The 17,593-nt window shown below is 72.0% G+C and carries 16 protein-coding genes; 13 read left to right on the plus strand and 3 right to left on the minus strand.

Annotated features, from left to right (window positions below):
• Positions 1-2: 2 nt before the first annotated feature.
• The 9 genes from IG69_RS0109895 to IG69_RS0109935 all read left to right on the plus strand — a co-directional run bounded on the left by IG69_RS0109895 (position 3) and on the right by IG69_RS0109935 (position 10,689).
• The gene (locus tag IG69_RS0109895; protein WP_030528001.1) at positions 3-1,241 is read left to right on the plus strand and encodes an ABC transporter substrate-binding protein; all 1,239 of its coding nucleotides are present in this window, start codon (positions 3-5) and stop codon (positions 1,239-1,241) included.
• Entirely contained in the window at positions 1,241-2,380 is a 1,140-nt protein-coding gene (locus IG69_RS0109900; protein ID WP_030528002.1) for an ABC transporter ATP-binding protein, read from the plus strand. Before IG69_RS0109895 ends, IG69_RS0109900 begins: the two co-directional genes overlap by 1 nt.
• On the plus strand, positions 2,377-3,291 hold the full coding sequence (locus IG69_RS0109905) for an ABC transporter permease (protein ID WP_030528003.1): 915 nt from the start codon (positions 2,377-2,379) through the stop codon (positions 3,289-3,291). Before IG69_RS0109900 ends, IG69_RS0109905 begins: the two co-directional genes overlap by 4 nt.
• A complete protein-coding gene (locus tag IG69_RS0109910; protein WP_030528004.1) occupies positions 3,288-4,097 on the plus strand; it encodes an ABC transporter permease in 810 nt (269 codons plus the stop codon). Before IG69_RS0109905 ends, IG69_RS0109910 begins: the two co-directional genes overlap by 4 nt.
• A gap of 43 nt (positions 4,098-4,140) precedes the next feature.
• On the plus strand, positions 4,141-5,406 hold the full coding sequence (locus IG69_RS0109915) for a saccharopine dehydrogenase family protein (RefSeq protein WP_030528005.1): 1,266 nt from the start codon (positions 4,141-4,143) through the stop codon (positions 5,404-5,406).
• A gap of 87 nt (positions 5,407-5,493) precedes the next feature.
• A complete protein-coding gene (locus IG69_RS0109920; RefSeq protein ID WP_030528006.1) occupies positions 5,494-6,954 on the plus strand; it encodes an NAD-dependent succinate-semialdehyde dehydrogenase in 1,461 nt (486 codons plus the stop codon).
• Between the two features lie 89 nt (positions 6,955-7,043).
• Positions 7,044-8,090, plus strand: coding sequence for a DnaB-like helicase C-terminal domain-containing protein (locus IG69_RS0109925; protein WP_051750408.1), 1,047 nt, complete (start codon positions 7,044-7,046; stop codon positions 8,088-8,090).
• Positions 8,091-8,113: 23 nt separating this feature from the next.
• Positions 8,114-9,331 (plus strand): 1-deoxy-D-xylulose-5-phosphate reductoisomerase, encoded by a 1,218-nt coding sequence (dxr, locus tag IG69_RS0109930; protein WP_036829658.1) that lies wholly within the window; start codon positions 8,114-8,116, stop codon positions 9,329-9,331.
• Positions 9,328-10,689 (plus strand): M50 family metallopeptidase, encoded by a 1,362-nt coding sequence (locus IG69_RS0109935; protein ID WP_030528009.1) that lies wholly within the window; start codon positions 9,328-9,330, stop codon positions 10,687-10,689. Before dxr ends, IG69_RS0109935 begins: the two co-directional genes overlap by 4 nt.
• Positions 10,690-10,752: 63 nt before the next feature.
• Here the strand turns inward: IG69_RS0109935 and IG69_RS0109940 are convergent, their stop codons facing one another.
• The gene (locus tag IG69_RS0109940) at positions 10,753-11,706 is read right to left on the minus strand and encodes a hypothetical protein (RefSeq protein ID WP_030528010.1); all 954 of its coding nucleotides are present in this window, start codon (positions 11,704-11,706) and stop codon (positions 10,753-10,755) included.
• Positions 11,707-11,740: 34 nt separating this feature from the next.
• On the opposite strand from IG69_RS0109940, the gene ispG reads away from it, so the two are divergent.
• The 4 genes from ispG (at position 11,741) to IG69_RS0109960 (ending at position 14,984) form a co-directional block, all read left to right on the plus strand.
• Positions 11,741-12,901, plus strand: a complete 1,161-nt coding sequence (ispG, locus tag IG69_RS0109945; protein ID WP_030528011.1) for a flavodoxin-dependent (E)-4-hydroxy-3-methylbut-2-enyl-diphosphate synthase — start codon at positions 11,741-11,743, stop codon at positions 12,899-12,901.
• 156 nt (positions 12,902-13,057) lie between these two features.
• A complete protein-coding gene (locus IG69_RS0109950; protein ID WP_030528012.1) occupies positions 13,058-13,249 on the plus strand; it encodes a nucleoside/nucleotide kinase family protein in 192 nt (63 codons plus the stop codon).
• Positions 13,250-13,258: 9 nt separating this feature from the next.
• Positions 13,259-14,104, plus strand: a complete 846-nt coding sequence (locus tag IG69_RS0109955; RefSeq protein WP_030528013.1) for a GNAT family N-acetyltransferase — start codon at positions 13,259-13,261, stop codon at positions 14,102-14,104.
• A 16-nt stretch (positions 14,105-14,120) separates the two neighbouring features.
• Entirely contained in the window at positions 14,121-14,984 is an 864-nt protein-coding gene (locus tag IG69_RS0109960) for a GNAT family N-acetyltransferase (protein WP_030528014.1), read from the plus strand.
• A 98-nt stretch (positions 14,985-15,082) separates the two neighbouring features.
• On the opposite strand, the gene IG69_RS0109965 is transcribed toward IG69_RS0109960, so the two are convergent.
• Together IG69_RS0109965 and mmsB are read right to left on the minus strand one after the other, a co-directional pair.
• A complete protein-coding gene (locus IG69_RS0109965; protein WP_030528015.1) occupies positions 15,083-16,192 on the minus strand; it encodes a substrate-binding domain-containing protein in 1,110 nt (369 codons plus the stop codon).
• Between the two features lie 89 nt (positions 16,193-16,281).
• Positions 16,282-17,583, minus strand: coding sequence for a multiple monosaccharide ABC transporter permease (gene mmsB, locus IG69_RS0109970; protein ID WP_030528016.1), 1,302 nt, complete (start codon positions 17,581-17,583; stop codon positions 16,282-16,284).
• Positions 17,584-17,593: the final 10 nt, after the last annotated feature.

Genomic DNA, 17,593 nt, shown 5'->3' on the forward strand with positions numbered 1-17,593 from the left:
CCATGGCACCTCTCCGCAGGCGGCCCCCCGCCGACCCCGCCGTCCGCGACCTCGTCCGGGCCGCCCGCTCCGCACAGCTCTCGCGCCGCTCGCTCCTCGGGACGGCCGCGCTGGGCGGCGCCGCGAGCCTGGCCGCGTGCGCACCCCCGACCCCGCCGTCCGGGGGAGCGGCGGCCGTGCAGCTGCCGCAGGACGTCTCGGCCACCGACAAGGTCGTGCGCTGGGCCAACTGGACCGCTTACCTCGACTACGACGAGGACACCAAGCAGTACCCGACCCTCGAGGCGTTCATCAAGGAGACGGGCATCAAGGCCACGTACTCCGAGGACATCGAGGACAACGACTCCTACTTCAACAAGATCGCGCCGCAGCTGCGGGCCAAGCAGGACATCGGCAAGGACATCTTCGTCTTCACCGACTGGATGGCCAACCGCGTCATCCGCGAGCAGCTGGCCCAGCCGCTCGAGATCATCCGGATGCCCAACGCGAGCAACCTCCTCGACAGCCTCAAGGACGTCAGCTTCGACCCCGGGCGCAACTACTCCCTCACCTGGCAGTCGGGCTTCGCCGGCATCGGCTACGACAAGACGAAGGTCTCCCAGGAGATCAAGAGCCTCGACGACCTGTGGACCCCCGAGCTCAAGGGCCGCATCGTCGTCCTGTCGGAGTTCCGCGACACCGTCGCGCTCGTCATGCAGAGCCAGGGCGTCGACATCACCGGCGGCTGGGGGCGCACCCAGTTCGAGAACGCGGTCAACCTCATCGAGCAGAAGATGTCCGAGGGGTACATCCGCCGGATCAAGGGCAACAGCTACCTCGAGGACCTCAAGTCCGGCAACGCGATCGCCGGCATCGTCTGGAGCGGCGACCTGTTCATCCTCCGGGCCGAGACCGAGAACGACAACTGGCAGTTCGTCATCCCCGAGTCCGGCGGCACCCTCTGGAGCGACAACATGATGGTGCCGATCACCTCGACGCACCGCCGCAACGCGATGACGCTCATGAACTACTACTACGAGCCCGCCGTCGCCGCCGAGGTCGCCGCGTGGGTCAACTACGTCTGCCCGGTCCAAGGGGCGCAGGAGGAGCTCGCCAAGTCCGACCCCGAGCTGGCCGAGAGCCCGTTCATCTTCCCGTCGGCGGAGTACATCAAGGACAACAACATCCAGGGCTTCCCGGCGCTCTCGCCCCAGGACGACCAGGCCTACAGCGCCATCTGGCAGAAGGTGCAGGGCAACTGATGGCACGCAACAGCGGCTTCCGCGAGGCGACGGGCGACCTGCGCCTCGAGTCCGTCACGAAGTCCTTCGGGGACTTCACCGCCGTCGACGACCTCGACCTCGTCGTCCCCCGCGGCTCGTTCTTCGCCCTCCTCGGCCCCTCGGGCTGCGGCAAGACGACCACCCTGCGGATGGTCGCCGGGCTCGAGCAGCCGACGGCCGGCAAGGTGCTCATCGGCGACACCGAGATCACCGGCAGCCGGCCCTACGAGCGCCCCGTCAACACGGTGTTCCAGAGCTATGCGCTCTTCCCGCACCTGACCATCCGCGACAACGTCGCGTTCGGGCCCAAGCGCCGGGGCGACAAGAACGCGCTCGCGCTCGCCGACGAGACCCTCGCGCTCGTCCAGGTCGACCACCTCGCGGCCCGCAAGCCGGCCCAGCTCTCCGGTGGCCAGCAGCAGCGCGTCGCGCTCGCGCGGGCCCTGGTCAACCGGCCCGAGGTGCTCCTCCTCGACGAGCCGCTCGGCGCCCTCGACCTCAAGCTGCGCCGCCAGCTCCAGGTCGAGCTCAAGCGGATCCAGACCGAGGTCGGGCTCACTTTCATCCACGTTACCCACGACCAGGAGGAGGCCATGACGATGGCCGACACCGTCGCGGTGATGAACCACGGCCGGATCGAGCAGATGGGCCACCCCGCCGACCTGTACGACCTGCCGCGGACCTCGTTCGTCGCGAACTTCGTCGGCCGCTCCAACCTCGGCACCGGCCGGGTCGTCGACCGCGACGGCGACAGCCTCGTCGCCGAGGTGCAGGGCACGAAGGTCAAGGTGCCGCTGGCCCGGGCCAACGCGACCGACGGCACCGTGATGTTCGGCGTGCGCCCCGAGAAGGTCCGCGTGCTGCGCCGTCCCCCGGAGGGCACGGGCGACGACGTCAAGGGCACCGTCCTCGACGTCTCGTTCACCGGGGTCGCCACCGAGTACCTCGTCCGCCTCCCGAGCGGGACGATCTGGAGCTGCTACGAGCAGAACCTCGACGTCGACCCGATCGACCTGCGGCCCGGCGACGACGTGTGGATCGCCTGGAACCACGCCCACGCCTTCACCGTGCCGGCCGACGAGGCCGAGGCGCAGGCCGCCGCGGAGGCGACGGCGTGAGCGCCCTCGCCCACGCCGGCCCGGCGGGAGGTGCCCCGGCGGGCGACACCCCGCCGCAGGAGCGCCAGGGCCGCAGCTGGCTGCCCTACCTCCTGCTGGTCCCCGGGGCGCTCTGGCTGCTCGTCTTCTTCGTCGTCCCGCTCGTGCAGCTGTTCTCGGTCAGCCTGCAGTCGCAGTTCCCCGGGTACCCGGGCTACTACTACCGCGACGTCAACTTCTCGAACTACCTCTCGGCCCTCACCGACTTCGCGCCGCAGTTCGGGCGCTCGCTGCTCTTCGCGGGGCTCGCGACCTTCTTCGCCTTCTGCCTGGCCTACCCGCTGGCCTACGCGATGGCCTTCAAGGCCGGGCGCTGGCGCAACATCATGCTCATCGCGGTCATCGCGCCGTTCTTCACCTCGTTCATCCTGCGCACCGTCGCGTGGCGCCAGATCCTCGCCGACGAGGGGCCGGTCGCGAGCACGCTCAACGCGCTGCACCTGCTGCCCGGCGGGCACATCACCGAGACGTGGGCGGCGGTCGTCGCGGGCCTGACCTACAACTTCCTGCCGTTCATGGTGCTGCCGATCTACGCCAGCCTCGAGCGGGCCGACCACCGCGTCATCGAGGCCGGGGGAGACCTGTACGCCAACGGGTTCACCACCTTCCGGACGGTGACCCTGCCGATGTCGATGCCGGGCGTCCTCGCCGGCACGCTGCTGACGTTCATCCCGGCGGCCGGTGACTACGTCAACGCCGACCTGCTCGGCGCCGACAACACGAAGATGGTCGGCAACGTCATCGAGAGCCAGTTCTTCAAGGTGCTCGGCGGGTTCCCCGTCGCCGCCGCGCTGTCCTTCACGCTCATGGCGCTCATCCTCGCCATGGTGTTCGTCTACGTCCGCCGCTTCGGGACGGAGGAGCTGGTGTGATCCGCTGGTTGACCAACCGCTTCGCGATCATCGTCGCGGTCCTCGTCCTGCTCTACCTGTTCCTGCCCGTCGCCTACACGTTCGTCTTCTCGTTCAACAACTACCGGAAGTCGAACATCGTCTGGAACCCCGAGGGGAGCCCGACCCTCAAGCACTGGAAGGACCCCTGCGGTGCGCCCGGGGTCTGCGACGCGCTCGTCACCTCGCTGCAGATCGGCGTCATCGCGACCGTCGTCGCGACGGTGCTCGGCACGCTGCTCGCCTTCGCGCTCGTGCGCCACCAGTTCCGCGGCCGGGCGGCGAGCAACGTCCTCGTCTTCGTCCCGATGGCCACGCCCGAGATCGTCCTCGGCGCGAGCCTGCTGACGATCTTCGTCCAGGGCTTCTCGCGGGTCGGCCTCGGCCTCGGCTTCTGGACGATCACCATCGCGCACATCATGTTCTGCATCAGCTTCGTCGTCGTCACGGTCAAGGCCCGTCTCCAGAGCCTCGACCCGCGCATGGAGGAGGCCGCGCAGGACCTCTACGCCGGGCCGGGCGCGACGTTCTGGCGGGTCACCTTCCCGCTCGTCCTCCCCGGCATCGTCGGGGCCGCGCTGCTGTCGTTCTCGCTGTCCTTCGACGACTTCATCATCACGAACTTCGTCTCCGGCAACGAGACGACGTTCCCCAAGTTCGTCTACGTCTCCTACCTGCGCGGGATCCCCGCCCAGGCCAACGTCATCGGCTTCTCGATGTTCGTGCTCGCCCTCGCCCTGGTCATCATCGGCCAGGTCGTCGGCAACGCCCGTCGCAGCAGCAAGTGACTCCCCCCGCCGGGGACCCTCCCCGGCCGACAGGAAGGTTCCCGTGCGCGTCCTCATGATCGGTGCGGGCGGCGTCGGCGACGCCGCCGCGCGCATCGCCGCAGAGCGTGACTTCTTCGAGGCGTGGGTCGTGGCCGACCACGACGTCTCCCGGGCGGAGCGGACGGTGGCCGCGGCCTCCGGGCGCCGCGAGGGGGAGAGCCGCTTCCGCGCCGCGCAGGTCGACGCCTCGGACGCCGCGGCCGTCGAGGCGCTCGTCCGCGAGGTCGGCGCGACGCACGTGCTCAACGCCGTGGACCCGCGCTTCGTCGTCCCGATCTTCGAGGGGACGCGCGCCGGCGGCGCCGACTACCTCGACATGGCGATGAGCCTCTCGCGCCGGCACCCGGAGGAGCCCTACGCCAAGGTCGGCGTCAAGCTCGGCGACGAGCAGTTCGCGCAGGCGGGGGAGTGGGAGGCCGACGGCCGCCTCGCGCTCGTCGGCATCGGCGTCGAGCCGGGCCTGTCCGACGTCTTCGCGCGCTACGCCGCCGACCACCTCTTCTCGGAGATCGACGAGCTCGGCACCCGCGACGGCGCCAACCTCGTCATCCGCGACGAGGACGGCAACGAGGTCTTCGCCCCCGGCTTCTCGATGTGGACGATCATCGAGGAGTGCCTCAACCCGCCGGTCGTCTGGGAGAAGGACCGGGCCGGTGAGCCCGACGGCGGCTGGTCCACCCTCCCGCCGTTCAGCGAGCCCGAGGTCTTCGAGTTCCCCGAGGGCATCGGCCCGGTCGAGTGCGTCCACGTCGAGCACGAGGAGGTGCTCCTCATGCCCCGCTGGGTCGACGCGAAGAAGGTCACCTTCAAGTACGGGCTCGGCGAGGAGATGATCACCATCCTGCGCACGCTGCACACCCTCGGCCTGGACCGCACCGAGCCGGTCACCGTCAAGGGCGTCGAGGTGAGCCCCCGCGACGTCGTCGCGGCGGTGCTCCCGGACCCGCTGACCATCGGCCCGCGGATGGAGGGCAAGACGTGTGCCGGCCTGTGGGTCACCGGGACCGGCAAGGACGGGCAGCCGCGGCGCACCTACCTCTACCACGTGTCCGACAACGCCGACACGATGCGCGAGTACGACGCCCAGTGCGTCGTCTGGCAGACCGCGGTCAACCCCGTCGTCGCGCTCGAGCTGCTCTCGAGCGGTGCCTGGTCCGGTGCCGGCGTGCTCGGCCCGGAGGCCTTCGACGCCGTGCCGTTCCTCGACCTGCTCGCCGCCCCGAAGCCCGCCGGCTACGGCTCGCCGTGGGGCCTCGAGGACCGCTGACCCCGGCCGGCCCCCGGCCGCCCCGCCCGTCCTAGGCTCGACCCGTCCGGCGCACGCCCGCGCCGTCCCGCACCACCGGAGGAGATCATGGCGACCACGCAGAAGGCCCTCGTCGAGTCGGTCCCGACCCGCCTGCTCATCGGCGGCCGGTGGCGCGAGGCCACCGGGGGCGCCCGCTTCGAGGTCCACGACCCCTCGAGCGGCGCGACCCTCACGACGTGCGCCGACGCGAGCCCCGAGGACGGCATGGCGGCGCTCGCCGCGGCCGCCGAGGCCCAGCCCGCGTGGGCCGCGACGGCTCCCCGCGAGCGGGGCGAGATCCTGCGGCGCGCGTTCGACCTCGTCACCGCCCGGGCCGACGAGTTCGCGATGCTCATGACCCTCGAGATGGGCAAGACCCTCGCCGAGGCCAGGGGCGAGGTCGCGTACGGCTCGGAGTTCTTCCGCTGGTTCTCCGAGGAGGCCGTGCGCATCCACGGGCGGTACTCGGTGGCCCCCAACGGCGCGACCCGCCTGCTGACGATGGCGCAGCCGGTCGGGCCGACGCTGATGATCACGCCCTGGAACTTCCCGCTCGCGATGGGCACCCGCAAGATCGGGCCGGCGGTCGCCGCCGGCTGCACGATGGTCGTCAAGCCGGCCGCCGAGACCCCGCTGACGATGCTCCTGCTCGCCGAGGTCATGCGCGAGGCCGGGCTGCCCGACGGCGTCCTCAACGTCGTGACGACGACCCGCTCCGGCGAGGTCTGCGAGCCCGTCATCCGCGACCCGCGCCTGCGCAAGCTGACCTTCACCGGGTCGACCGCCGTCGGCAAGAAGCTCGTCGAGCAGTCGGCCGAGCAGCTGCTGCGCGTCTCGATGGAGCTCGGCGGCAACGCGCCGTTCGTCGTCTTCGAGGACGCCGACCTCGACGCCGCCGTCGAGGGCGCGATGCTCGCGAAGATGCGCAACATCGGGGAGGCCTGCACCGCGGCGAACCGCTTCTTCGTCCACGAGGACGTCGCCGACGAGTTCTCCCGCCGGCTCGCCGAGCGGATGGCCGGCCTCACCGTCGGCAAGGGCACGAAGAAGGGCGTCGACGTCGGACCGCTCATCACCGAGAAGGCGCGCCGCGGCGTGCACGAGCTCGTCGAGGACGCGGTCGACAAGGGCGCGACCGTCCTCACGGGCGGGTCGCCGGTCGAGGGCCGCGGGTACTTCTACGCGCCGACCGTCCTCACCGACGTCCCGGCCGACGCGCGCTGCCTCACCGAGGAGATCTTCGGGCCGGTCGCGCCGATCTGCACCTTCGCGACCGAGGCCGAGGCCGTGCAGCGCGCCAACGCGACCGAGTACGGGCTCGTCGGCTACGTCTTCACCCGCGACAACGCCCGCGTCCTGCGGGTCGCCGAGGCGCTCGAGTTCGGGATGGTTGGCGTCAACACCGGCATCGTCTCCAACCCGGCGGCGCCCTTCGGCGGGGTCAAGCAGTCCGGGTTCGGCCGCGAGGGCGGCTTCGAGGGCATCGACGAGTACCTCGAGGTCAAGTACGTGGGTCTCGCGACCTGAGGCGTCCGGGCGCGGTCGGCCTCGTCCGAAGGGACAGGATCGTCCGCGTCCGGCTGCGCCCCACGGGTCCCGGGTGCTCCACTGGCCCCATGAGCCGGGCCCGTCACTCCGACCGTCCGGACCGCCAGCGGTCCGTGCGCTCCTTCCTCGACGACACCGACGAGGCGCTGCGCCTCGGCGCCCGACCCGGGGCCACCGTGTGGCCCACCGGTTTCGACCTGCTCGACACGACCTTCACCGGTGGCCTGCGCTCCGGTGAGCTCGTGCTCGTCGCCGGCACCGAGGGCGCCGGCAAGACGACCTTCGCGATGCAGATGATGCGCAACGCCGTCGTCACCGGCCGGCACGCCGTCGTCTTCTCCTTCGAGCTGACCGCCGCCTCGCTCATCCAGCGCCTCCTCGGCCTGGAGGCCGCGGCGGCGGCCGACCTCGTCGACGACCCGATCTTCCCGCCGGCCGACGTGCGCGCCTTCCGGGCCGTCCTCGAGGCCGAGGACCCCGACCGCCGCGGCCTCGGCTCGGCGATGCGCGGCCTGTCCTTCGGGCAGGAGGCGCTCATGGCGGTCGAGCGCTGGTCGGACCGGCTGCACATCGTCGAGGGCAACCGGATGACGACGATCGGCCAGATCGCCGCCACCGTCGCCGCGGTCGCCGACGAGACCGGCGAGCCCCCGCTCGTGCTCGTCGACTACCTCCAGAAGATCCCCGTCGACGGCATCGAGGGCACCGCCGACGAGACCACCCGCGTCACCTTCGTCGTCGAGACGCTCAAGGAGATCGCGATGGAGCTCGAGTGCCCCGTCGTCGCGATCACCGCCGCCGACCGCGAGGGCCTCGGGGCCGGGCACCGGATGCGTACCCGCGACCTGCGCGGCAGCAGCGCGCTCGCGTACGAGGCCGACATCGTGCTCATCCTCCAGACCAAGGAGAACATCGTCGCCCGCGAGCACCTGACCTACGACCTCGGGGCGATCAAGACCTACCGCCGCTGGGTCGTCATCTCGGTGGAGAAGAACCGTTTCGGCGGCGGGCAGATCGAGCTCGAGGTCGAGAAGGACTTCGAGCACGGGCGGTACCGGCCGCAGGTCCGTGTCGTCGGCGAGCGCCTCATCGAGGAGCGCGTCTTCACGTCGTGAGCGATGAGGCAGGATGGCGAGCCGTGAGCTCACGCACCGTCGCCGTCCTCGGCTCCACCGGGTCGATCGGCACCCAGGCCCTCGAGGTCGTCGCCGCCCACCCGGACCGCTTCACCGTCGTCGCCCTCTCGGCCGGGCGCAACCTGCGGCTGCTCGCCGAGCAGGCCGCCGCGACCCGGGCGCCCCTCGTGGCCGCCGCCGTCGGTGACGCCGACGAGGTCCGCGCCGCGGTGGCCGCCGCCGCGGGCGACCCGTCCTACCGGCCCGAGGTCGTCGTCGGCGACGACGCCGCGACGCTCGCGGCCGGCTGCGGGGCCGACGTCGTGCTCAACGGCATCACGGGCTCGATCGGCCTGCGGCCCACCCTCGCGGCCCTCGCCGCGGGCTCGACCCTGGCGTTGGCGAACAAGGAGTCGCTCATCGTCGGCGGCCCGCTCGTCAAGAAGGCGGCCCGCCCCGACCAGATCGTCCCCGTCGACTCCGAGCACAGCGCCATCGCGCAGTCGCTGCGCGGCGGCCGGGCGAGCGAGGTGCGCCGGCTCGTCGTCACGGCCAGCGGCGGCCCGTTCCGTGGTCGCACGCGCGCCGAGCTCGCCGGGGTCACGCCGGACCAGGCCCTCGCACACCCGAACTTCTCGATGGGCCGGGTCATCACGACGAACTCGGCGACCCTCGTCAACAAGGGCCTCGAGGTCATCGAGGCCCACCTGCTCTTCGACGTCCCGTTCGACCGGATCGACGTCGTCGTCCACCCCCAGCAGCAGATCCACTCGATGGTCGAGTTCCACGACGGCTCGACGATCGCCCAGCTCGGGCCGCCGCGGATGCTCGTCCCGATCGGGCTCGGCCTCTCGTGGCCCGAGCGGCTGACCGACGTCGACGAGCCGTGCGACTGGACCGCCGCGCAGACGTGGGAGTTCCACCCCCTCGACGACGACGCCTTCCCGGCGGTCCGGCTGGCCCGGCGGGTGGGGGAGGCCGGCGGCACGCACCCGGCGGTCTACAACGCGGCGAACGAGGTCGCGGTCGACGCCTTCCACGACGGCGCCATCGGGTTCACCGACATCGTCGACACCGTGGCGCGGGTGGTCGAGGCGCACGAGGCGTCCGCGGGGCACAATGGGATCGATGTCGACGCCTCGAGCGTTGACTCGGTGCTCGCCGCCGACCGGTGGGCCCGCGAGCGGGCCCGCGAGATCGTGGGGGCGGCACCCGTCGAGACCCCCGGAGGAGACCGGTGACGATCCTGGCTTACGTGGTCGGCGTGCTCGCCATGGCGTTCGGCGTCGCCGCGTCCATCGCGCTGCACGAGGTCGGCCACCTCGTCCCCGCCAAGAAGTTCGGCGTCAAGGTCACGCAGTACATGGTCGGCTTCGGTCCGACCGTCTGGTCGCGACGCCGCGGCGAGACCGAGTACGGCCTCAAGGCCGTCCCGCTCGGTGGCTACATCCGGATGATCGGGATGTTCCCGCCGCGCCCCGGCGACGCCCCCGGCATGCTGCGCGCCTCGAGCACCGGCCGGTTCAGCCAGCTCGTCGACGAGGCCCGCGCGGCGAGCCTCGAGGAGGTCGAGCCGGGGGACGAGGACCGCGTGTTCTACCGGCTCTCGGTCCCCAAGAAGGTCGTCGTCATGATGGGCGGCCCGCTGATGAACCTCCTCATCGGCGTCGTCCTGCTCACCCTGTTCGTGACGGCCCACGGCCTGCCGACGGCGCAGCCCGGGGCCCAGGTGGCCTCCGTCGCGCAGTGCGTCGTGCCCGCCGCGCAGGCGTCGCAGGCCACGTCGTGCGCCGGCAAGCCGCAGACCCCCGCCCTCGCGGCGGGCATCCTCCCCGGGGACCGCTTCGTGTCGATCGGCGGGCAGCCCGTCCGTGAGCTGACCGACGTGGGCCGGCTCGTCCGGCCCGCCGCCGGGCGCGCCGTCGACGTCGTCGTCGAGCGCGACGGCCGGCAGCTCTCGCTGAGCGTCACCCCGATCCGCACCCAGGTCGCCGTCCTCGACGACCAGGGCCGCCCGGTCACGAACGCCGACGGCACGGTGCAGACGACGGAGGCCGGCTTCCTCGGTGTCACGAGCAGCTCCCCGACGGCGTGGGTCCCGCAGCCGGCGACGGCGGTACCGGGCATCCTCACGGACTCGGTGGTGCGCACCGCGGCCGCCCTCGTCGACATCCCCTCGCGGATGGTCGGTGTCTGGAACGCGGCGTTCTCCGGTGCCGAGCGCGAGGTCGACGGCCCGATGTCCGTCGTCGGCGTCGGCCGGGTCGCGGGGGAGGCCTCGGCCGGTCGGCTCTCCTCGCTGACCGGCGGGTCGGTCACCGACCGGCTGTGGTTCCTCGTCAGCCTGCTCGCGGGCCTCAACCTCATGCTCTTCGTCTTCAACCTCGTGCCGCTGCTGCCGCTCGACGGCGGGCACGTCGCCGGCGCGCTCTGGGAGGGCACGAAGCGCCGGTGGGCCCGGCTGCGCGGGCGGCCGGACCCCGGCTACGTCGACGTCGCCAAGGCCCTGCCGGTCGCCTACTCCGTGGCGATCGTGCTCATCGGGATGTCGGCGCTGCTCATCTACGCCGACCTCGTCAACCCCGTCCGCCTCGGCTGACGCCGGGTCGCGGCCGCGAGGTCACCCCGATCCCGTCCTGCCGCCTCGACCTCGCCTCGTCGGTCAGCCGGCGACGAGCTCGTCGCGCCGGCGCAGCAGCGCCGCCCGCTCCTGCGCGAGCAGGCCGGCGCGTCGCTCGAGGTCCGCGAGGACGTCGCGCACGGCCAGCGCCGCCGCGTCGACGTCGGCGGCGGAGTCCTTGATGCGCGCGCGGACCGACAGGTCGGTGAAGAGGTTGTCGAACCAGATGTCGACGGTCCGCATCGTCGGCCCGACGCCGAGGTCGGCGCGCAGGGTGTCGACCGCGCCGACGTCGCCGAGCTCGCGGGCGAAGTCGGCGAGGGCCGACTGCGCCGATGCCACGTGGCGGCCGGCGTCGTCGAGGCGGTCGTGCGTGACCATCGACGAGACGAGCCCACCCCCGAGCCAGGTGTCGTAGGTCGACCAGCTCTCGGCCGAGCCGAGGCGCCCGCGCGCGGCGGCCAGCTCGTGGGCGGCGCGGCGGCCCGCGGCGGTGGCCTCGTCGAGCTCGGTGCCGAGGGACTCGACCCGGGCGAGGTCGTCGAGGACGGTCTCGAGCTCGGGGGAGGCGCCGGTCGCCCGGACCACCTGGGCGTGGGCGCGCCGGGCCCGCTCGACCCGGCCCGCGGTGTCGCCGAGGCGCTCCAGCTGCTCGACGGTCGCCTCGCGGCGGGCCTCGAGGTCGGCGACCCGCGCCGAGGCCGCCTGCAGCGCGTAGAGAGCAGCGGTCTCCTCCGCCCGCTCGCGGTCGAGCTCGCCGGTGCGGGTGCCGCGCACGGCGGCGACGAGCGAGGACCACCCGACGCCCTCGAGCCGGCGCACGTCGTCGGCCTCGAGCCGGTGGCGCCGCTCGACGAGGTCCCGCTCGCGACGAGCGGCCTCGAGCTCGGTGTCGAGACCGCCGACCAGCCGGCGCAGGTGCCCGGCCTCCTGTGCGTCGGCGACGGCCGCGTCGAGGGTTGCGCGGGTGGACGAGGTCGCGGGGAGGTCACTCATGGTCCTCCGAGGTTCGGACCGTAGGCTTGGTTCCATGTCCGTCTCCCTCGGTATGCCTGCCGCGCCGCCGCCCGTCATCGCCCCCCGCCGCCCGTCCCGCAAGATCCGGGTCGGCAAGGTCGAGGTCGGCGGGGACGCGCCGGTGTCGGTGCAGTCGATGACGACGACGCCGACGACCGACATCAACGCCACGCTCCAGCAGATCGCCGAGCTGACCGCCGCCGGCTGCGACATCGTCCGTGTCGCGTGCCCGAGCCAGGACGACGCCGAGGCCCTGCCGGCGATCGCGCAGAAGTCGCAGATCCCGGTCATCGCCGACATCCACTTCCAGCCGAAGTACGTCTACGCGGCCATCGACGCCGGCTGCGCCGCGGTGCGGGTCAACCCCGGCAACATCCGGCAGTTCGACGACCAGGTCGGCGAGATCGCCCGCCGCGCCAAGGAGGCCGGTGTCTCCATCCGCATCGGGGTCAACGCGGGCTCGCTCGACAAGCGCATCCTCGAGAAGTACGGCAAGCCGACCGCCGAGGCGCTCGTCGAGTCGGCCGTCTGGGAGGCGAGCCTCTTCGAGGAGCACGACTTCCACGACTTCAAGATCTCGGTCAAGCACAACGACCCCGTCGTCATGGTCAAGGCCTACCAGCTGCTCGCCGAGCGCGGCGACTGGCCGCTGCACCTCGGCGTCACCGAGGCCGGCCCCGCGTTCCAGGGCACGATCAAGTCCGCGACCGCGTTCGGGGCGCTGCTGTCGCAGGGCATCGGCGACACCATCCGCGTCTCCCTCTCGGCCCCGCCGGTCGAGGAGGTCAAGGTCGGCATCCAGATCCTCCAGTCGCTCAACCTGCGTCCGCGCAAGCTCGAGATCGTCTCCTGCCCGTCGTGCGGTCGGGCCCAGGTCGACGTCTACAAGCTCGCCGACGAGGTGACCGCCGGTCTCGAGGGGATGACCGTGCCGCTGCGCGTCGCGGTCATGGGCTGCGTCGTCAACGGCCCCGGCGAGGCCCGCGAGGCCGACCTCGGTGTCGCCTCCGGCAACGGCAAGGGCCAGATCTTCGTCAAGGGCGAGGTCATCAAGACCGTCCCCGAGAGCCAGATCGTCGAGACCCTCATCGAGGAGGCCATGCGCATCGCCGAGGAGATGGGCGAGCCGCTCGACGAGGAGTCCGCGGGCGCCCCGAGCGTCACCGTCTCCTGACCGGGTGACCCCACCCGCGCTCGACGCGTTCGTCCCTCCTGCTCCGACCGGGCAGCGGGCCGAGGTGCTCCGCGAGCTGGCGGACCGCCTGCTCACACTGCGTCCGGGGAGAGGACCGTCGTCGCGCTCGACGGCGTCGACGGGGCCGGCAAGACGGTGCTCGCGCGTGAGCTGGCCGCGCTGCTCGACGGGCGGCGCGAGGTCCACCGGGCCGCGTCGGAGGCCAACGTCCGGTACGTCGGCGGGCAGCGGACCTACGTCGCCGAGGTGGTGCCGCGGTCCCGTGCCACGTGGGTCCTGGACAACACCGACCTGGAGCATCCTGTGCTCGGGGCGGCACGGCCCTAGGCTGTGCACGTGCTGCGCACACGATCCCCGGTCCGGCCGCTGTCGCTCGCCGACCGCGACGCCGCCCTCGAGGTGTGCGCCCGCGACCTCCCGCGCGGCGTGTTCGTCGCCGCGCGCCTCCTCGAGGGGGCGCGCACGGGCTCCATCGGCTCGGTGCTCGGCCTGCGCGAGGAGGGCGAGCTGCGCTCGCTCTGCTGGGCGAGCGCCAACGTCGTCCCCGTCGGCACGACCGCCGCCGACCAGCCGGCGTTCGCCGAGCGGCTGCGCCGCTGGCGCGGCCGGGCCGCCTCGGTCTTCGGGCCGCGGGAGGAGGTCGAGGGGCTGTGGAGCCACCTCGAGCCCCACTGGGGGACACCGCGGGCGGTGCGGGCGCACCAGCCGCTGCTCGCCGCCCACCAGCCGCCGTCGGCCCTCGGTGTCGCCCTCGACGAGCGGGTCCGCCCCGCTCGTCCCTCGGAGGTCGACCTCGTCCTGCCCGCGGCCGAGCACATGTTCACCGCCGAGATCGGCTACCGCCCCTACAGCGGCTCGAGCCGCGGCTACCGCGCCTCCATCTCCTCGCTCGTGGCCCGGGGGCACACCTACGTCGTCGTCGAGGACGGCGAGGTCGTGTTCAAGACCGACATCGGCAGCATCGCCCTCGGCTGCGCCCAGCTCCAGGGGGTCTGGGTCGCGCCGCGGCTGCGCGGGCAGGGTCTCGCGGTGCCGATGCTCGCCTCGGTGCTCGAGCAGGTCATGGCCGGCCAGGCGCCGCTGGTCTCGCTCTACGTCAACGACTTCAACACCGCCGCCCGGGCCACGTACGACCGACTCGGCTTCCACGAGGTCGGCGAGTTCTCCACGGTCCTGCTGTGAGCCCCGGGCCCCGCTGATGGCCCTCACCGAGTGGACGCCCCTCGGGCCGGCGGACCTGCCCGACCTGCGCGAGCTCGCCCTGGCCTGCCTGCGCGCGGACGGCGGGCTGCCGCTCCTCGCCGACGAGCCGATGCTGCGCCGGCTCTTCCTCGACGGCCCCGGGGTCGGCGGTCGGGACGAGACCGGCGACCTCGTCGCGGCCGCCGCCGTGCGCCCGGTCGCGGGCGGGGGATGGAGCGCCACCGGGCTCGTGCGCCCCTCGGCCCGGCACACCGGCCTCGGGGAGCAGCTGGCCGCCTGGTGCACCCAGCGGTCCGGGGGAGTGCTGACCCGGGTCGTCGTCGAGACGACCTCGGCGGGCACCGACGACTTCCTCGGCGCGCTCGGGCTGCGTCGCACCTTCGCCGAGCACGTGATGCGCCACGACCTCGACGCCGTGCCGCTCGTGCGCCGGCCCCGCGGCACCAAGGCCCTGGCCTGGAGCGAGGACACCGCCCCGCTCTTCCACCGCGCCTACCGGGCGTCGTTCGCCGACCGACCGGGCTTCCCCGACACCCCGCTCGAGGAGTGGGTCGGCGAGCTGACCGAGGACCAAGGCTTCCGGCCCGACCGCTCGCGCGTCGTCCTCGACGCCGACGCCCGGGTCGCGGGCTTCGTCACGCTGTCGGACTGCTGGCTCGACCAGGTCGGCGTCGTCCCGGCCTGGCGCGGCCGGGGTCTCGGCGCGCACCTCGTCGCGCGGTCGCTGCGGGCCCTGGCCCGCGGGGGCTGCGAGGAGGCCTGGCTCGCCGTCAACGTCGACAACCCGGCCCACCGGCTCTACGAGCGGCTCGGGTTCGTCGACGCCGGGCTGCGCAGCCGCTGGGAGCGCGAGGCCTGAACGCCTTCCTCGTTCTCTCCGCCGGGGACGACGGAGGGCCCGTCCGCGGGTGCGGACGGGCCCTCGTCGTGGATGACCGTGCGGTCAGCCGGCTGGGGTCACTTGGTCAGCGGGCCGAGCGTCGGGTCGTTGGCGTAGGCCTCGGCGGCGTTCTCCTTGGTGACGATGACCGGGGCGAGGAGGTTCGCCGGGACGACCTTGACGCCGTTGTTGTACGACTTGTCGTCGTTGACGGTCGGCTTCTCGCCCTTCTGGAGCGCGGTGACCATCGCGATGGTCTCCTTGACGAGCTCGCGGGTGTCCTTGTTGATCGTGGAGTACTGGACGCCCTCCATGATCGACTTGACGGACTCGACCTCGGAGTCCTGGCCGGTGACGACCGGGTTCGGCTTGCCGGCCTGCTTCACCGAGGTGAGGATGGCGCGGGCCAGGGTGTCGTTGGGGGAGAGGACGCCGTCGAGCTCGGTGCTGCCGCCGTAGGAGCCGGCGAGCAGGGTGTCCATGCGCTTCTGCGCGTTCTCGGCCTTCCAGCCCTGGGTGACGGCCTGCTCGAACGAGGTCTGGCCCGAGACGACCTTGAGGGTGCCGTCGTCGATCTTCGGCTGGAGGACGCTCATCGCGCCGTCGAAGAAGACCTTGGCGTTGTTGTCGTCGGGGGAGCCGGCGAAGAGCTCGACGTTGTACGGGCCGTTCGGCTTCTTCTTGGCCATGCCCTCGAGGAGCGCCTGGCCCTGGAGCTCACCGACCTTGAAGTTGTCGAACGCGACGTAGTAGTCGACGTCCGCGGTGTTCGTCAGGAGGCGGTCGTAGGCGATGATCGTCGCGCCCGACTCCTTGGCGGCCTTGAGCTGGGTGCCCAGCTGCGAGCCGTCGATGGCGCCGACGACGATGACCTTGGCGCCCTTGGTGACCATGGCCTGGATCTGGTTCTGCTGCTCCGAGACGCCGCCGTTGGCGAACTGCACGTCGCCCTTGAAGCCGGCGGAGGCGAGGCCGTCCTTGAACAGCTGCTCGGCGAGCACCCAGTTCTCGGAGGTCTTCTGCGGCAGGGAGATCCCGATGACCGAGTCGGCCGCGAAGCCGCCGGCCGCGGCCCAGCTGCCTGCGCTGGCCGTGGCCGCCGTGTTGTCGGAGTCGGACCGACCGCAGCCGGTGAGGGCGAGGCCGGCGACCGCGGTGACCGCGAGCGCCTTGGTGAGGTGACGCATATGTGCTCTTCCTTCTACTCGCGCGTCCTGCGGACGCGGGGTCCTGCTCACGGGTCGGCGGGCGCCGGCCGGAGGGGTCTGGTGGTGGCTCAGGAGTCCGAGCCGAGGGTGCTGCTCGTCGAGGTGACGCTCGACTGGGCGGGGTTCTGGGTGTCGACGGTGCCGCTCTCGGCCTCGGCCAGGCGCCGGTTGCGGTCGCGGTTGCGCTGGAACAGGCCGAGGATCGAGGGCTTGCCCTGGCTCTTGTTGTAGACGTCGAAGGCGACGGCGATGAGGAGGACGAGGCCCTTGATCATCTGGGTGGCGTCGGCGCCGACGCCCTCGAGCTGGAGGCCGTTGTTGAGGACGGCCATGACGAGACCGCCGACGATCGAGCCGACGACCGTGCCGACACCGCCGGTCACCGCCGCGCCACCGATGAAGACCGCGGCGATCGCGTCCAGCTCCCAGCCGACACCGTCGAAGGGGCCGGACGCGGTCGAGCGGGCGACGAACATCATCCCGGCGAGGGACGCGAGGACGGCCATGTTGGCCATGACGAAGAAGTTGATCTGCCGGCTCTTGACACCGGAGAGCTCGGCCGCGTGGCGGTTGCCGCCGACGGCGTAGATGTGCCGGCCGAGGACCGTCTTGCTCGCGATGAAGCCGTAGACGAGGACGAGGACGACGAGGATGAGGCCCGAGACGGGGAAGCCCTTGCGGCCCGAGGCGATGAGGAACATCGCGCCGAGGATGACGAGGCAGACGAGCGCGAGCCGGGTCCACATCGCCCACGCCTCCTCGACCTGTGCGCCGATCTTCGTCAGGCGGGCCCGCGAGCGCAGTGCGCCGTAGACGATGGCCGCGCAGCCGAGGATGCCGAGCAGGACGGTGAGGTTGTTGTAGCCGGTGTTCGGGCCGACCTCGGGGAGCGAGCCCGAGCCGATGACCTGGAAGCCCTCGGGGACCGGGACGGTGTTGCTCTTGCCGACGTACTGGTTGGCGCCGCGGAAGAAGAGCATGCCCGCGAGGGTGACGATGAAGGCCGGGATCCCGACGCGCGCGACCCAGAAGCCCTGCCAGACACCGACCAGCGCACCGAGGCCGAGGCCGAGCAGGATGCCGACCGGCCAGGGGAGGCTCCAGTCGCGGATCGCGATGGCGACGACGATGCCGACGAACGCCGAGATCGAGCCGACCGAGAGGTCGATGTGGCCGGCGATGATGACCAGCACCATCCCGATGGCCAGGACGAGGATGTACGCGTTGCCCTGGATGATGTTGTTGACGTTGTTCGGGTCCAGCGTCAGGCCACCGGTCTTGATCTGGAAGTACGCGATGAGGATGACGAGCGCGGCGACCATGCCGAGCTGGCGGATGTCGCCACCGAAGATCTTGCGGACGATGTTCATGGGGGTCCTC

This window comes from Phycicoccus jejuensis (assembly GCF_000720925.1).
GTDB lineage: Bacteria > Actinomycetota > Actinomycetes > Actinomycetales > Dermatophilaceae > Phycicoccus > Phycicoccus jejuensis.

Bases quoted from the DNA above. Each gene is read 5' to 3' on its own strand.
- IG69_RS0109895 (WP_030528001.1), top strand. From the start codon at position 3: ATGGCACCTCTCCGCAGGCGGCCCCCCGCCGACCCCGCCGTCCGCGAC.
- IG69_RS0109900 (WP_030528002.1), top strand. From the start codon at position 1,241: ATGGCACGCAACAGCGGCTTCCGCGAGGCGACGGGCGACCTGCGCCTC.
- IG69_RS0109920 (WP_030528006.1), top strand. From the start codon at position 5,494: ATGGCGACCACGCAGAAGGCCCTCGTCGAGTCGGTCCCGACCCGCCTG.
- IG69_RS0109925 (WP_051750408.1), top strand. From the start codon at position 7,044: ATGAGCCGGGCCCGTCACTCCGACCGTCCGGACCGCCAGCGGTCCGTG.
- IG69_RS0109940 (WP_030528010.1), bottom strand. From the start codon at position 11,706: ATGAGTGACCTCCCCGCGACCTCGTCCACCCGCGCAACCCTCGACGCG.
- ispG (WP_030528011.1), top strand. From the start codon at position 11,741: ATGTCCGTCTCCCTCGGTATGCCTGCCGCGCCGCCGCCCGTCATCGCC.
- IG69_RS0109960 (WP_030528014.1), top strand. From the start codon at position 14,121: ATGGCCCTCACCGAGTGGACGCCCCTCGGGCCGGCGGACCTGCCCGAC.
- IG69_RS0109965 (WP_030528015.1), bottom strand. From the start codon at position 16,192: ATGCGTCACCTCACCAAGGCGCTCGCGGTCACCGCGGTCGCCGGCCTC.
- mmsB (WP_030528016.1), bottom strand. From the start codon at position 17,583: ATGAACATCGTCCGCAAGATCTTCGGTGGCGACATCCGCCAGCTCGGC.